Annotated in this window: 12 protein-coding genes and 1 pseudogene; 7 read left to right on the forward strand and 6 right to left on the reverse strand. The window is 53.5% G+C overall.

What is annotated here, in order from left to right; translation table 11 throughout:
• The first annotated feature begins 2 nt into the window (after positions 1-2).
• Genes GBK04_RS02930 through GBK04_RS02945 form a run of 4 tightly spaced genes read left to right on the forward strand, consistent with a single transcriptional unit; the run spans position 3 to position 5,405 of the window.
• On the forward strand, positions 3-1,160 hold the full coding sequence (locus tag GBK04_RS02930) for a 3-dehydroquinate synthase (RefSeq protein ID WP_152756699.1): 1,158 nt from the start codon (positions 3-5) through the stop codon (positions 1,158-1,160).
• Positions 1,161-1,193: 33 nt separating this feature from the next.
• Entirely contained in the window at positions 1,194-2,393 is a 1,200-nt protein-coding gene (eboE, locus tag GBK04_RS02935; RefSeq protein ID WP_152756701.1) for a metabolite traffic protein EboE, read from the forward strand.
• An 11-nt stretch (positions 2,394-2,404) separates the two neighbouring features.
• Complete coding sequence (locus GBK04_RS02940; protein WP_152756702.1) at positions 2,405-3,991, forward strand: CehA/McbA family metallohydrolase; 1,587 nt, start codon at positions 2,405-2,407, stop codon at positions 3,989-3,991.
• A 46-nt stretch (positions 3,992-4,037) separates the two neighbouring features.
• Positions 4,038-5,405, forward strand: a complete 1,368-nt coding sequence (locus GBK04_RS02945) for an alkaline phosphatase family protein (RefSeq protein WP_152756704.1) — start codon at positions 4,038-4,040, stop codon at positions 5,403-5,405.
• Here GBK04_RS02945 and GBK04_RS02950 read toward each other — a convergent pair.
• Positions 5,390-5,872: a DUF456 domain-containing protein gene (locus tag GBK04_RS02950; protein WP_152756705.1), complete on the reverse strand. Its 483-nt coding sequence runs from the start codon at positions 5,870-5,872 to the stop codon at positions 5,390-5,392. The genes GBK04_RS02945 and GBK04_RS02950 overlap by 16 nt on opposite strands.
• Before the next feature lie 179 nt (positions 5,873-6,051).
• On the opposite strand from GBK04_RS02950, the gene GBK04_RS02955 reads away from it, so the two are divergent.
• The gene (locus GBK04_RS02955; protein WP_152756707.1) at positions 6,052-7,269 is read left to right on the forward strand and encodes a saccharopine dehydrogenase family protein; all 1,218 of its coding nucleotides are present in this window, start codon (positions 6,052-6,054) and stop codon (positions 7,267-7,269) included.
• Between the two features lie 138 nt (positions 7,270-7,407).
• Here GBK04_RS02955 and GBK04_RS02960 read toward each other — a convergent pair whose 3' ends face one another.
• From GBK04_RS02960 to GBK04_RS02975, 4 genes and pseudogenes are all read right to left on the reverse strand, one after another.
• On the reverse strand, positions 7,408-8,298 hold the full coding sequence (locus GBK04_RS02960) for a sugar phosphate isomerase/epimerase family protein (protein WP_152756709.1): 891 nt from the start codon (positions 8,296-8,298) through the stop codon (positions 7,408-7,410).
• A gap of 9 nt (positions 8,299-8,307) precedes the next feature.
• Positions 8,308-9,099 carry an SDR family NAD(P)-dependent oxidoreductase gene (locus tag GBK04_RS02965; RefSeq protein WP_152756711.1) on the reverse strand — a complete coding sequence of 264 codons (792 nt, stop codon included), beginning with the start codon at positions 9,097-9,099 and terminating at the stop codon, positions 8,308-8,310.
• A 4-nt stretch (positions 9,100-9,103) separates the two neighbouring features.
• Entirely contained in the window at positions 9,104-10,129 is a 1,026-nt protein-coding gene (locus GBK04_RS02970; RefSeq protein ID WP_152756713.1) for a zinc-binding dehydrogenase, read from the reverse strand.
• Between the two features lie 144 nt (positions 10,130-10,273).
• Positions 10,274-10,971: pseudogene (locus tag GBK04_RS02975) on the reverse strand (orotidine 5'-phosphate decarboxylase / HUMPS family protein).
• A 268-nt stretch (positions 10,972-11,239) separates the two neighbouring features.
• On the opposite strand from GBK04_RS02975, the gene GBK04_RS02980 reads away from it, so the two are divergent.
• Together GBK04_RS02980 and GBK04_RS02985 are read left to right on the forward strand one after the other, a co-directional pair.
• Entirely contained in the window at positions 11,240-14,257 is a 3,018-nt protein-coding gene (locus tag GBK04_RS02980) for an amidohydrolase family protein (protein WP_152756715.1), read from the forward strand.
• An 82-nt stretch (positions 14,258-14,339) separates the two neighbouring features.
• Complete coding sequence (locus tag GBK04_RS02985; protein ID WP_152756717.1) at positions 14,340-15,638, forward strand: amidohydrolase family protein; 1,299 nt, start codon at positions 14,340-14,342, stop codon at positions 15,636-15,638.
• Between the two features lie 49 nt (positions 15,639-15,687).
• On the opposite strand, the gene GBK04_RS02990 is transcribed toward GBK04_RS02985, so the two are convergent.
• Positions 15,688-16,518 (reverse strand): CvfB family protein, encoded by an 831-nt coding sequence (locus GBK04_RS02990; protein ID WP_152756719.1) that lies wholly within the window; start codon positions 16,516-16,518, stop codon positions 15,688-15,690.
• Positions 16,519-16,521: the final 3 nt, after the last annotated feature.

Raw genomic sequence — 16,521 nt, forward strand, 5'->3', positions numbered from 1 at the left:
CTATGCAAACCATTGAACAACAGTTTCAGATAGAGTATTCGTATTCCATTTTTTTCACCCAGCATCTTTTTTCCAGTAAAAACCGCGTATTAGCCGATTTCATAGAAGGGTTCGGAGAAACGGGTTTCCAGCGAAAAGCCCTGGTGGTGATCGATGGTGGATTGCTACTGCACTACCCCACCCTTACCGAGGACATTAGAAGCTACTTCGAAGGAGAAATCCCGACTGTCCAGCTGGCCAATAATATCCTGGTGGTACCCGGAGGCGAGGACGCTAAAAACGATTATGTCCTGTTCGATAATATCGTGCAGGCCATCGACGATCAGGGCATTGACCGACATTCGCTGGTGGTAGGCATCGGCGGCGGGGCAGTGCTCGATTTGGTAGGCTACGCCGCGGCGGTATCGCACCGGGGCATCCGGCACGTGCGCATTCCCACTACGGTACTTTCACAAAACGATTCGGGCGTCGGGGTCAAGAATGGGATCAATTATCGGGGCAAAAAGAACTTCCTGGGTACCTTCGCGCCGCCCATCGCCGTATTCAATGATAGTACTTTCCTTAAAACCCTCGATGATCGCGACTGGCGCGGCGGCATTTCGGAAGCGATCAAAGTCGCTCTGATCAAAGATGCTGCTTTCTTTAATTGGATCGAAAAAAATACCGAAGCTTTGGCTCAGCGCCACCTGCCTACGATGGAGAAGTTGATTCACCGCTGCGCCGAAATGCACACCGAGCACATCCGCAGTGGCGATCCTTTCGAATTTGGCTCATCCCGTCCGCTGGACTTTGGCCACTGGGCGGCTCACAAACTAGAGTACCTCACTGATTTTCAGATTCGCCACGGCGAAGCGGTAGCCATCGGCATCGCCCTCGACAGCATTTATTCTTTCAAAAAGGAGTTGTTGACGGAAGAAGAATTGAACCGGATTCTGACCGTTTTTCAGAAACTGGGTTTTGAGCTCTATCATCCCAAACTCGCTGATAATGATAACATCAACCTCCGCAATGGCCTGAATGAGTTCCGCGAACACCTCGGCGGTCGGCTGACTATCATGCTGCTGGAAGAAATTGGCCAAGGCGTGGAAGTGCACGAAATGGACAATGCCCTCATTGCCGGATCGGTGGATTATCTTGAAAATATTTATTTACAACACTAGAAAACTCCGATGGCCAACCGCCGATAGCCTGCTATGAATACGCCCCACGGTCACCTGACTTATTGCAGCAATATTCACCCCGGTGAAAAATGGAATGAGCACTTTCAGGAATTAAAGAAAAACCTACCCTATATCCGTAAGGAACTGGCCGACGGGCAACCTTTTGCCCTCGGCCTGCGCCTGGCCAACGATGCCTCCCTGGAACTCAGCGATCCCGTCCGCCTCCAGGAATTCAAGGATTGGCTGGCCGAAAACGATTTGTACGTGTTCACCATGAACGGTTTTCCGTACGGAGGCTTTCATAATACCGTTGTCAAGGATCAGGTACATGCGCCTGACTGGACTACCACCGAGCGCACTGAGTACACCAAGCGGCTCTTTTCCATTCTGGCCCAGCTACTGCCCGAGGGCATGGAGGGCGGCGTGTCTACTTCGCCCCTTTCTTACCGATTCTGGTGGAAAGACGAAGCCGCCACCGAACGCGCTTTCGAAACGGCAACGCACAACATGGTACAGATTGTCGATTTGCTGATCGAAATAAAACGGGAAACGGACATTCTGATGCACCTCGACATCGAGCCGGAGCCCGATGGATTGCTGGAAAATTCCGTTGAATTTGTGGAATGGTACCGTGACTACCTGCTGCCCATCGGAACCGCCTATTTACAGGAAAAATACGGTTTTTCGGAAGTGTTGGCCCGCGCCGCCATCCTCGAACACATCCAGCTTTGCTTCGATGTCTGTCACGTGGCGGTAGCCTATGAGGAGCCACAGGACGTACTGGAACGCCTGGGTACCCTGGGTATCAAGGTAGGTAAAATCCAGATCAGCTCGGCGGTAAAGGTTGATTTGCAGCAGAATGCTGATGAAAAATTGGAAACTCTCCGCTCGTTCAATGAACCCGTCTACTTGCATCAGGTAGTAGCGCGGCAGTCGGAAGGTACCCTGGAAAAGTACCCTGACCTACCCGAAGCGCTGGCGGATGAAAATGCCGCCAAGGCGGACGAGTGGCGCATTCACTTTCATGTACCTCTTTTCATTAATTCGTACGGCAAGCTGGATTCTACGCAAGATGAGATCATAAAAACGCTGGATATTCAAAAAGAGAATCCCTTCACAAATCATCTGGAAGTGGAAACCTACACCTGGGGCGTGCTGCCACCAGAAATTCAAAAGCCGATCGGCCAATCCATCGTCCGTGAATTACAGTGGGTGTTGGGGAAATTGGATTAATCTCTAGGGAAATGCGACTAGCCTGTCTGACCTTTTTTCTGGCTTTGGGGCTGCGGGGTACCTGCCTTGGCCAGTCAGCGGGGCACCTTCGGATCAGGGTAGTGGATGACACAACTGGTAAGCCAACGCCCCTCCGCGTCCGGCTCACGCAGGACAGCAAGCCCGTCCCCTTCCTCCCGAACGAAGCTATTGCCGTTTCCTACGGTCTCTGGGATCACGCCGATGGCTACGGTTTTCAGCCGGATAGTTCATTTTACATCGCCGGAACATTCAGCCTGGATTTGCCCGCAGGTACTTATCAATTGACCTTATCGAAAGGCCCCGAATATCTACGCCAGACGCATAACCTCACCATTCAGGCAGGGAAATCGCAGCAGCCGACCTACCGCCTGAAACGCTGGATCAACATGGCAGCGCGATATTGGTATTCGGCCGACGATCATATTCACATCCGGCGCTCTTTGCGGGAAAATGAGTTCCTGCTCAACTGGATTCAGGCCGAGGATCTCAACGTGGGGGTGGTTTTGAAAATGGGAGATTTTTGGGCAACCTACTACCCGCAGTATGCATTCGGGGACAAAGGTACCTACCAGCAGGACAAGTACTTGTTGACCTCTGGACAGGAAGATCCGCGCACACCTGAACTGGGCCACGCGCTGGGTTTCGGCGCAACAGCCGCCGTGCGGTATAGCCAGGAATACTACTTTTACGATAAGGTATTTGACGAAATCCATCGACGGGGCGGGCTAACGGGCTACGCGCATCAGGCCGAGTCGTTTCATGGGTACCGGGGGCTAACCCTCGACGGACTGCGGGGCAAAGTAGATGTGCTGGAAATTCTACAGTACTGCGTGTCGGCCCAACCGCTGCGCACGGAGCATTACTACCGGATGCTTGACCTGGGCTTTCCGCTGACCGCCACGGCCGGTTCGGATTTTCCCTGGTGCGGCCATGACCACGACCGTGGCCCACCCGAACGCTCGGCCCGGATCGGCAACGCCCGGTTTTATACCTACCTCGACGAGCCGTTTAGTGAAGCAGCCTGGCAAAAAAGCGTGGCGGCGGGGCATACCTTTGTGTCGAGCGGCCCGATAGTGGACTTACGGGTTAATCAGGCCATGCCCGGCGATCGGCTTGACCTAAAAAAGGGTGATGCCCTCATCGTGACTGCTCATGCTTACGGACACGCCGGGCAGGTACCCCTCTCGGCACTTGAACTCGTTGCCCACGGCCAGGTGCTGCACCGCGTCACGCCCAACGAGCCGGGACAATCGGCCGATCACTTATCTTTTAATTTCACGCTCGACAACGTGCAGCTGGGCTTATGGATTGCCGCCCGTTGTTTTGGTGATTCCACCCAAGCCGCGCATACCAGTCCGGTGTATATCAGCGTCGATGGGGGTGGTTTTCATAATCCTGAAACTACCGGAAGGTACCTCGCCCAATGCGAAGACTACCTGCATGAATTAGAGCAGGAATTGGAAATTCACCGCGACAATCCCGAATTTAGAGCCTGGTATTTCAAACAAGGACTCAAATCCAGAATTGACGACACCCGAACGGTAATTGCCGATTTGAAAAAACAAATGGACAGATAATGGTAGAGAAAAGGCATGCCTTGCCTCTACGCAAACAATCAATACAATGCATAAAACCGTCGTCATCGACATCGTGGGCCTGAGCGCCAACCTCATCGGCGAGCACACGCCTTTTCTGAAAAGGTACCTCGAAGGCCGTACCCTAACCCCCGTCAAGCCCGTGTTACCCGCCGTGACCACTACGTCGCAGTCGTGCTATGTCACGGGTAAGTGGCCCGCCGAAAACGGTATCGTGGGCAATGGCTGGTACGACCGCGAAGATGCCGAAGTGAAATTCTGGAAGCAGTCGAATCATCTGGTGCAGGGCGAAAAAATCTGGGATGCTGCCAAAAAGCGCAATCCCGCCTTTACCTGCTCCAAGATGTTCTGGTGGTACAACATGTACTCCTCCGCCGACTACTCGGCCACGCCACGCCCGCAGTACCACGCCGATGGCGTAAAAGCCCCCGATTGTTACACCCACCCGCCCGAACTGCGCGACCGACTGCAAAACGAACTGGGACAGTTTCCGCTGTTTAATTTCTGGGGGCCCAACGCAAATCTGAAATCTTCCCAATGGATTGCCGATGCTTCCATGCGGGTAGACGACTGGCATGATCCCACGCTGACGCTCATTTACCTACCGCATCTGGACTATTGCCTGCAAAAATTCGGGCCTGATTTTTCCAAGATTTCAGTAGAGTTGGGAGAAATCGACAAACTGGTGGAAACCCTCGTGCGATTTTACGAAGACAGGGGAGCCAAAATAATGCTGCTTTCAGAATACGGCATCAATCCCGTATCACGACCCGTCCACATCAACCGTATTCTGCGGGAAGAAGGGCTGATTACGGTACGTACCGAGCGCTGGTACGAGTTGCTGGACGCTGGCGCGTCAAAAGCTTTCGCTACCGCCGATCACCAGATTGCGCACGTGTATGTGAACGATAAAACGAAGTTTGCCGAAATAAAAAAACGGCTGGAAGGTACCCCCGGCATCGCCCTGGTGCTGGACGAAGCCGGAAAGAAAGAATACCACCTTGACCACGAACGGTCGGGCGATCTGGTGGCCGTAGCCGAACCCGACAGCTGGTTTACCTATTACTACTGGCTCGATGACGCCAAAGCGCCCGATTATGCCAAACTGGTGGACATTCACCGCAAGCCGGGCTACGATCCGGTGGAGATGTTCATGGACCCTAAAAATCCGCTCATCAAACTGCGGGCGGGTTATAAACTGGGCCGTAAATTAGTGGGACTGAGGTACCTGATGGATGTCATTCCGCTGGATGCCACGCTGGTCAAAGGCTCACACGGGAGTAGCCAGGTACCTGAAGAATATTATCCGATTTGTGTTACCGATCAGAAAGTAGAAAAATCTTCCTTGGAAGCCGTGGATGTGTATGATGTCATTTGGGATCACATCTGGTCGTAAAGGCCATAACCCGCGTAGATAATCATCGCGATACAGAGCAGAATTTGCACAAATACCCCGGAAAGAAAACCCAGAAACGAGCCAAAAGCAGCACGGAGCGCGTTTTTTAAAGAAGCCTTTCCGATTAGTTCGCCTACCAGCGCGCCCAGAAAGGTACCCAGGAAAATGCCGATGGCTGGGATGAAAAACAAACCACCCAGCCCGCCCACGATGGCCCCGATACTACCGTACCGAGTGCCGCCAAAGCGCTTCACACCCCAAATCGGAATATAGTAGTCCAGCACCCCAATGACGACCGCCAGTATCCCGAATGTGATGAGTGCCGTGGTGCTGAAATCGGCAAAGCGGCTGAAATAAATCAGCAGCAGCCCGCCAAAACTCAGCCCCGGTCCGGGCAACGGAAGTACCGAACCCGCTAGGCCGACCAGCAGACAAATTATTCCCAATACTAATAAAATGACGTCCATCTGTGAGCGGTTCTTTTGGTTTTACTATTTAAAAAAACATCAGGCCAACTATCTTTGCCAAATCGCAGTTGAAGGTTTTATGCACCAAAGATGACTATAAATTCCAGGCTCATCGCGGAAATCTCCACTGTCAACCGCCAAGCGGCCTTGTGTCCATTGTCAACTGTCAACTAAAAAAAATGTCCAAAGTACTCATCATCGGCGCGGGAGGCGTCGGCAGCGTGGTAGCTCACAAGTGCGCCATGAACAGCCAGGTATTCAGCGAAATCATGCTGGCCAGCCGCACCAAGTCCAAATGCGATAAAATTGCCGCTGAAATCAAGGAAATGCACGGCGTAGAAATAAAAACCGCTCAGGTCGATGCTGACATCGTGGCCGAAACGGTCATCCTGATCAAGCAATTCCAGCCCAAAATGCTCATCAACGTAGCCTTACCCTACCAGGACCTTACGCTGATGGAAGCGTGCCTGGCCACGGGAATCCACTACCTCGACACCGCCAATTATGAGCCTAAAGATGTGGCCAAGTTTGAGTATAGCTGGCAATGGGCCTACCAGGAGCGCTTCAAGCAAGCCGGACTGATGGCGCTGCTGGGCTGCGGTTTCGATCCCGGCGTGACGCAGGTATTCACGGCCTACGCTAATAAGCATCATTTCGATGAGATGCACTACCTCGATATTATCGACTGCAACGCCGGCGACCACGGTAAGGCCTTTGCCACCAACTTCAATCCCGAAATCAACATCCGCGAAATCACCCAGCCGGGCCGCTACTGGGAAAATGGCGAATGGGTTGAGATTCCGGCCATGAGTATCCACAAACCCATCGACTACCCCGGCATTGGCCCCAAAGAAAGCTACGTGCTGTACCACGAGGAACTGGAATCACTGGTGAAGCACTTCCCGACCTTGAAGCGCGCCCGCTTCTGGATGACTTTCGGACAAGCCTACATCACGCACCTCAACGTGCTGGAAAATGTGGGCATGACGAGTATCAAACCCATCAATTTTAAGGGCGTGGAAATCGTGCCGCTGGAATTTCTGAAAGCCTTACTACCCGCGCCGGACACGCTGGGCGAGAATTATTCGGGCCAAACGTCCATCGGCTGCCAAATCAAGGGCATCCAGAACGGCGAGGAAAAAACCTACTACGTGTGGAACAACTGCGACCATGCCGAAACCTATCGGGAGGTACGCGGGCAGGCCGTCAGCTACACCACAGGGGTACCCGCCATGATCGGGGCCATGCTGATGCTCACGAATGAAGATTGGATGAAACCCGGCGTCTGGAATTGCGAGCAGTTGAACCCTGACCCATTCATGGAAAAACTCAATGAGCATGGCCTGCCCTGGCAGGAGCGAGTGAATGTGGAGTTGCCGCATGAGTATCCAAATTAATGGTGAACGAGTGAATAGACTTATCAATCAATTGCTTCAGGCTTTAGCCTGTGGTAAGCGGAGTCAGAGTTCATAACAAATAAAAAGGTACCCTGGCTTCGTTGCTGGGGTACCTTTTTGATTATTTGGAAAGGTACCCTACCCTTCCGGCCAGTACTCGGCCATTTTTTTTCGCAGGAAAGACACGCTTCTTTCAAGTTGTTCCATACCCTCGACGCCATCTTCGATGCTGATCCAGCCGTTGAAACCTACCCGCTTCAATTCAGTAAAAATGGCATCATAGTCGTTAAGGCCTTTCCCAATTTCGCCGTGGCGGAGGCGTTTGGCATAGCCGACCGCCCCACCTTCTTCGTTGCGCAAATCTTCAATGGTACCCTCGATAAGGTACCGATCGCTGGCGTGCATGGTCACCACACGGTGCGAAACCCGGTAGAGCAGCTCCAACGGATCTTCGCCCGCCAGAAACGTATTGCTGGGGTCGTAATTCACCCCAAAATTGGGATGATCGATGCGCTCAACAAGCTGACAGAACACGTCCATTTTCTGGGCAAATTCGGGGTATTCCCAAAAGTCATCTTTATAATGATTTTCCAGAATCAGCGTAATCCCGCGCTCCTGGGCGTAGGGCAGGCAGGCTTCGATGCATTGCGCCGCCAGTTCCACACCCTCATCCAGCGAAAGTTCGGGACGGCGTTGCCCGGACAGTACCCGGCAGTAGGTACCCCCCAGAGCATGAGTCATATCAATCCAACGCAGCTGTTTTTCAATTTCACGCTGGCGAAAATCGGCATCGGGATGCGTAAAATCGGGCGAACAGCAGAGCATGGGAATCACCAGGCGGCGCGCCTCCACATCGTGCCGGAAAAGGGACCAGTTGGCTTCGTCGGCCATTTCCAGAAATCCCGCGTACCATTCCAGGCCATCGATGTCTAGCTTACTGGCGAGTTCGATCCATTCGGATACCTGCATGGTACCCGTTTTGCAGAGTTCCTGCATGAAAGCCTTGGGAAAAGCCGCGAGTTGAGGCATAGCGTTGTTCTAAATTGGGGATGGGAGTTTTTCGGGTAAATTCCGGCCGATAAAAGGATACTGGGCCAGATCCACGACCTGCCCGCTCACGGGACCGCTTTCGTCCGACAGCCAGTACACCGCCGCCGCCGCGATTTCTTCAGGAGCCAGCAGCCGTCCCGCCGGGGCAAATACCGGGGGTACCTTCGTGAACCAGTCCTCCGGCGCGCCTTGCTTACGTTTGATTTCTTTTTCCTTGCCCGTCAGGACCCAACCCGGATTGACCTGATTGACCCGAACGCCGTACTCCCGAAAGAGTACATCGCCCAAGTTGCGCGTCATGGTCATCAAAGCGCCTTTAGACATACTATACGCCAGCAGATTCGGGTCACCGCACCAGGCGTTGACCGAACCAATATTAAGCACGCATCCCCGAGCCTCGCTGAGGTAGGGCAAAGCGGCCTGAATAATGGCTACTGGCGCAATGGCATTCACAGCGAACATCTGGTGCATAAGCGCGGCGTTAGTAGTTTTTATATTGGAAAAATCAATGTAGGCCGCGTTGTTAACCACCGCATCAAGCCGCCCGAAGGTACCTAAGGCGCGCTGAACCAGTTGGTCAGGTACCTCGGGGCGGGTAATGTCGGCGCTGAGCAGGGTAGCTTTTTCACTACCTAGTTCCCGCACCAATTCCTTTCCTACCTCTTCTTCCAGGCCATTGACCACCAGTTTCGCCCCTTCCTCGGCACAACGTTTTGCGATGGCCCGGCCAATGCCCGTACAACCACCCGTCACCAAAATCACTTTTCCGGCCAGTCGCATGATTTTATACAGGCTTGAGAATACTCTTGACTACCTGGCCCGAATGCATGGCCTCGAAAGCCGCATGCCATTCCATCACCGGCCACACGCCGCCGATAATCGGACGTACATCCAGTTGTCCGCTGGTCAGCAGGGAGAGTACTTTCTCCCAAATGGGCCAGTTGTGGCTGAAACTTCCCTGTAGGGTCACGTTTTTCTGCACCAGCGTGTCCAGTGAAAAGTTCATCGGTTGCGGCCCCCAACCTACCTTGGTGATGTGGCCGTTAGGCCGCACGAGTTTCAGGGCTACCTGCAGGGTAGCACTCACCCCAGCGGCGTCGATGACGCAATCGGCCCCCAGGCCATCGGCCCGGAAAGCCCACTCGCTGGCATCGCCGATCAGGGGTTCGCAGCCGTACTGCCGGGCTATTTCCAGCCGACCCCGGTCGGCTTCCAGGCCCACAATGGCTACCTCGGCTCCGCACAGGCGCGCCATGGCGGCGCACAGAATTCCGATGGTACCCGGCCCGAGTACCATCACTCGGTCGCCGGGCCGCACCTTCGAATTGCCCACCACAGCGTTGTAGGCTACCGAGCAGGGCTCGGTAAGGCAAGCCTGCTCAAAGGGCAGAGCGTCGGGCACGCGGTGCAGGCAGCGCGCGGGTACCTTCACGTAGCGCGTCATGGCTCCGTTGACGCCGTAGCCAAAGCCCTTGCGGGTGGGGTCCAGATTATAAAGCCCCTGCCGGGATAGCGGACTGGCCGGATCAATAACGGCGGCGGTTTCGCTTACTACCCGGTCGCCTTCGCGCCAGGTTTGCACCCGACTACCCAACTCCGCAATGTGCCCACCGAATTCGTGCCCCAGAACCACGGGGTAGTTGACCGCCCAGCTGTGGTCGGCGGTCCATTGGTGGAGGTCGCTGCCGCAGACGCCGACATTGGCCACTTCCAGCAGTACTTCGTCTTCTCCGATGGTAGGTCTGGAAATTTCCCGGATTTCGACGCTCCCTTTTTCGGGCGCATAATTGACAACAGCGGCTGATTTCATAAGGGGATACTTCACTTTTCTTTTTAAATACTTAAAATCAATCTCTTCACTTTATTCTCCCTCGGGCTGAAGCCTGAGGCAATTGGAACAAGGCTACCTATTTACCATCGAAATCGCTCGAACAGCATTTTCAACTTTCCATTTTCAATTCCCCACATTTCCATAGGCATGAATGCGGCCGCAGATCAGCCGGAGAGAACTTTCCAGATCTCCACTGGCGGTCTGGAACGAATCGGCATCAATGGTCAGCGGCGCACCCAATACTACCAGCGGGGCGCCGTACTCAGGACAGCGAATAGCCTGTTCGAGCGAAAGCCCTCCTACGGCCTGTACGGGTACCTTTACGGCATTGACTACTTCCCGCAACTGATCCAGCGGACTGGGCATCCGGTGCCCTTGAGCGGCAATGCCCCGGCGTTCGTCGTAGCCAATGTGGTGAATCACAAAATCGCAGCCCAGGTCTTCGAGCCAGCGGGCGCCCTCCACCATATCGGGACAGCCCAGATTGTCGCCCATGACTTTTACCCCATAATCACGACCTGCCTGCACGACTACCTTGATTGTTTCAGCGTGGGCACGCGCCATGACCACCACGTGGGTCGCTCCGGCTTTGGCCATCATTTCGGCTTCGAGGTAGCCGCCGTCCATGGTTTTCAGGTCGGCTACGATGGGTACCTTTGGAAAAGCTTCGCGCAGTTTGCGCACGCCGTGCAGACCTTCGGCCAGGATCAGGGGGTACCTGCTTCCAGCCAGTCCACCCCGGCACGTAGCGCTAGGGCAGCCGTTTCCAGCGCTTCATCGATATTCGTTAGGTCGAGGGAAATTTGTACAATGGGCTTCATGCCGAGGGTAAGGGGTTATCGGTACTTCGTAAATTTTACCAGCTTGCGAGGAAGGGGTACCTATCGCTCAGAGCTGAGCGCTTGAGTGATCCGGGGTTTCCTTACTAACTCCTACTTACTACTCTCAAAGTGCCATTTTGTACTATTTCTAAAAACTACGTCAATCCGCTGCTCCAAATCCTATTTTGCAAAACCGGATATTTTGTTCGTATTTTTAAAGCAATTATTAACCTACTAATCATTTTCTATAACCAAACCTGTACAATACATGAGAAAATTGGTCTGGACGTTGCTGGGAATGTTTGCCTTATCTACGGCGGGCATGGCTCAGCAAACGTTCCCCCGCAACGGGGCGTACGACGAACGCCCCGGGCGCTACGCATTTACCAATGCGACTATCGTGGTTGATCCCCAAAACACGATTGCCAAAGGCACTCTTCTGGTCGAGAACGGCAAAATTGTGGATGCCGGTACCAACGTTAAAATCCCAAAGGGTACCGTCATTACGGACCTGAAGGGCAAGTACATCTACCCTTCCCTCATCGAACTGGACTCCGACTATGGCATGCCCGAAGTGAAGCGCGCCTCGGGCGGGCGGCGTACCGGCCAGCAGCTGGAATCCAACAAAAAAGGAGCCTACGGTTGGAACCAGTCCATCCAGCCTGAAGTGTTGGCTTCGGAGCTTTTTACCCCCGACGCCAAAAAATCGGCCGATTTACGCAAATATGGCTGGGGTACCTTGCTGGTCCACCCGCACGATGGCATCGTGCGTGGTACGGGCGCGTTGGTGACGCCCACGGATGAGTCGGCCAATGCGGCTTTGCTGCAGTCGAAAGTTTCGGCTCACTACTCACTTGACAAAGGCAGTTCGTCGCAAAGCTACCCTGCCTCACTGATGGGCAGTGTGGCCTTACTCCGTCAGACCTATTATGATGCCGACTGGTTTGCCAAGGGAGGGAGTGCTACCGAAACCAACCTATCGCTGACCGCATTTAATCAGATCAAATCCCTTCCCTCTTTCTTCGAAACTACGGATAAACTTGGTGTGCTACGGGCTGACAAAATCGGTGATGAGTTTGGTATCCAATACATTATAAAAGGCGGAGGCGACGAGTACCAGCGCATTGATGAAGTGAAAGCTACGGGTGCGCCCCTGATTGTTCCACTTAATTTTCCGGCAGCCCCCGATGTGGAAGACCCCTGGGATGCCGAAATCGTAACCTTAGCCGAATTGAAGAGCTGGGAAATGGCTCCTTCCAACCCAGCCGCGCTGGCCAAAGCCGGGATCACTTTTGCTTTTACTGCCGATGGTTTGAAAAACAAAGGCGATTTCTGGACAAACCTCCGCAAGGCCATCGAATTTGGACTTACCAAAGAACAGGCGCTGGAAGCCATTACCCTTACTCCCGCCCGGCTGGCCAAAGTCGACGATAAGCTGGGTAGTCTGAAAAAGGGTAAAGTGGCTAACTTCCTTATTACTTCCGACGAGCTTTTTTCCGAGGATAACATCATCTACGAAAACTGGATTCAGGGCAAGAAATTTATCGTGAATGACCTGAATGCCGCGGACTTGCGGGGCAACTACGACCTGACCATGAATGGCAAGTCGGCCATGCAAATGCGGGTTACCGGAAAATCAGCTAAACCCGATTATCAGCTCACAGCAAGCGATACGATCAAAATCAGTCCCAAAGTGACAGTCAATGGCGAACAGGTGACGATCACCTACCAGCCTGATAAGAAAAACCCCGGCACGGTGCGGCTGAGCGGCTACATCAACGGTCGGGACATTCAGGGGCAGGGTACCCTACCCGATGGAGCGCCCATCGAATGGTCGGCGGTGCTACGGGACACCCCCGCCACGGCTACGGCCACTTCCGATACGGTCAAAACGGGTAAACCTACCCCCAAACAACCCACGCCGGGAGATATGGGCAAGCTGATCTACCCATTTGTGGCTTATGGAAACGAAACCCTACCCAAAGCCGAAACGATACTGGTCAAAAACGCCACCGTATGGACCAACGAGGGTGAGGGAATCATGGAAAATACGGACGTGCTGGTACAGAATGGAAAAATCGCCCGGATTGGAAAAAACATCGCAGCACCTTCAGGAGGCCGGACGATCGACGGTACGGGCAAGCATTTGACTTCCGGGATTATTGACGAGCATTCGCACATTGCCCTGCTGGCCATCAACGAAGGCGGCCAAACCAGTTCGGCGGAGGTACGGCAAAGCGATGTGATCAACTCGGAAGACGTGAACATCTACCGGCAGCTGGCGGGCGGCGTTACCACTTCACAGCTACTTCACGGCTCGGCGAACTCCATCGGCGGTCAAAGCGCGGTGATCAAACTGAAATGGGGCGAGATGCCCGCCAATCTATGGTTGCCCGAAGCGAAGTACATCAAATTTGCCTTGGGTGAAAATGTGAAGCAATCCAACTGGGGCGATGCGGCGCGATCGCGCTTTCCCCAAACCCGCATGGGGGTGGAGCAGGTGTTTTTCGATCATTTCATTCGGGCCAAAGAATACGACAAAGCCTGGAAGGACTACAACAGCCTGCGCAACAAAGCCAACGCCACCGCCCCGCGCCGGGATTTGGAACTGGACGCCCTAGCCGAAATCCTGAACAAGGAGCGCTTTATCACTTGCCACTCCTATGTGCAATCGGAGATCAATATGCTGATGAATGTGGCCGATTCGCTGGGCTTTAAAGTGAACACCTTCACGCATATTCTGGAAGGCTACAAGGTAGCTGACAAAATGGCCAAGCATGGCGTAGGTGGTTCTACATTTTCAGACTGGTGGGCCTACAAGATGGAAGTAAAAGAAGCTATTCCTTACAACGCCGCCCTCATGTCCCGTGAAGGCGTCGTGGTAGCTATTAACTCGGACGATGCCGAAATGGCCCGCCGTCTGAATCAGGAAGCCGCCAAGACCATGGAATTCGGCGGTATGAATGAGCAGGACGCCTGGAAAATGGTAACGCTGAACCCCGCCAAACTGCTGCACCTGGATAACCGCATCGGTAGCATCAAGGCGGGCAAGGATGCGGATCTGGTGCTGTGGAACAACCATCCTCTGTCGATTTATGCCCGCCCCGACTTTACCATGATCGAAGGTGCCATTTATTTTGACAACAAGGCCGATCAGGAAAAACAGGCCGCTCTCGCCAAAGAGAAGGCCCGCATCATTCAGAAGGCGCTGGCTGCTAAATCCAAGGGTGCACCTACGGCCAAACCGGAGGGACGTACCCCAGGACTGATGCATTGCGACAGTTAGGTTTAGAGCATAAGCTATGCCGCGCACGCATTCGGACTCTACCCCTGTAGTTTACTCATAGATATTTAACTTATAAAATTCCATGAAACACTTAGTTCTCGCCTTCCTGGCCCTGCTACCTTTCGGTTTGCAGGCTCAGAACCCGGCTCCGGCGACGCCGCAATCCAGACCCATTGTCCTCACAGGAGCTACCATTCACGTGGGTAACGGGCAGGTTATTCAAAATGGTGTTATTGCTTTCGATAAAGGACTCATTACCAGCATTGGTCCCGCCTCAACTACGGTAGACCGGGCTGCTTCCGAAGTGATCGACCTCACCGGAAAGCATGTTTTTCCCGGCGTCATTGCCATGGGTACCACCGTCGGTATTCAGGAAATCGCCTCCGTTCGTGCCACGCTGGATTTTGAAGAAATCGGCGACATCAATCCACATGTGCGCTCACTGGTAGCCTACAGTACCGACTCGGAGGTGATTCCTACCCTCCGCACGAGCGGAATCCTACTGGCCCAGTCCGTGCCGCAGGGCGGCACGGTGTCGGGATCTTCTTCGGTATTCAACACCGACGGCTGGAACTGGGAAGATGCCGTAGTAAAAAAGGACGACGGAATCTGGCTGACCTGGCCCCCCTATCTCGCCCGAAGCTTTGATTTTGAGACTTTTTCGGTAAGCACGAAGAAAAACGAAAAAAGACTGGATGTGATCCGTACGCTGGAAAGTACCTTCGCCGACGCTCAGGCCTACGCAGAGCTGACCAATCCGGACCTGACCAACCTGCGCATGAAGGCCATGAAAGGTCTATTTGACAATACGCAAAACCTGTACATCCGGGCTTCCTATGCGAAAGACATCGTGGACGCAGTGAAATTCGCCCAGCGGTATGGGATAAAGAAAGTGGTGATTGCGGGTGGAGACGAGGCCATTAAAGTGGCTTCGTTTCTCAAAGACAACAACGTACCGGTAGTACTGGGTGCTACACACCGCCTTCCGAGTCGCCCCGATGACGCGGTATATGCGCCCTACGAGCAGCCCGCCAAATTGCACCGGGCGGGTGTTAAAGTGGCCATTAGCTATGACGACGAATGGTGGCGGGTACGCAACCTACCCTTTCTGGCGGGTACCGCCGCGGGTTTTGGCGATATCTCGAAGGAAGAAGCCTTGCAGTTTGTAACCCGGAATCCTGCCGAGATTATGGGGATAGACAAGCAGGTAGGTACCCTGGAAAAAGGAAAACAAGCCACGCTCCTGGTTACGACGGGCGACCTGCTGGACATGCGGGGCGATGTGGTCGAGCATGCCTTTATCAAAGGGGCCAAAGTCAACCTGGATAATAAACAGAAGCGCCTGTACGAGAAGTATAAGGAAAAGTACGGGCAGAATTAGTAAGGTACCTGCAACGCTGACAGCGTTCAAAACGCTGTCAGCGTTCTTTTTACACCAGCCGAATCCCGTTTTCTTCAAACCGGATTTTGCCTTTCTTCAATAAATTCCCAATCGACTTTTTGAAGTTTCGTTTACTCATTTCCAGTCCTTCGTAAATTGCCTCAGGGGTACTGTCGTCATGCAGGGGCAAGAATCCGTTATTGTCACGCAGCGCGGCCAGAATCCGTTCGTTCAGCGGATCGAAGCGCTCCACACCTACCTTTTCCAGCGAAATATCCAGCCTGTTCTCCGGCCGAATTTTCTTGACGTACCCCTTAAGCTGATCGCCTACGTTGATATTCTTGAATATCTCGTTGTGATACACCAATCCTTTGTGATATTGATTGACGATCACATTGTATCCTAGCTCCGTACGTTCCCAGACCAGCAGATCCACTTCGTCACCTTCCGCAACGGTCAGTCGCTCATTGTCGAGGTACTTATTGATTTTGCAGGAAGCTAGCAGTCGGTCGGTCGTGCGATCGAGGTACAGATAAACAATGTAGCTTTCCCCCTCGCGCAGGGGAAACGGCTGCTCCCGGAAGGGTACAAACAGATCTTTGCTCAGCCCCCAATCCAGGAACGCGCCCTTGCTGTTGACATCCACACATTTGAGATAGGCGAATTCATTACGGACAATGTAGGGCTTTTCGGTAGTAGCCACCGGACGATCTTCGGAGTCGTTGTAGACAAATACCGTAATGGAATCGTCAATCTGCATATCGTCGGTGACGTAGCGATTGGGAAGCAGTACTTCGTCGCCCTGCACATCTTCCAAAAAAAGCCCGAAGTCGGTACTACGGGCAATGGTCAGGGTATTGTATTTTCCAATAAAAAGCATGTC

Origin of the sequence: Salmonirosea aquatica, from assembly GCF_009296315.1 — a bacterium.
GTDB classification, from domain to species: Bacteria; Bacteroidota; Bacteroidia; order Cytophagales; family Spirosomataceae; genus Salmonirosea; species Salmonirosea aquatica.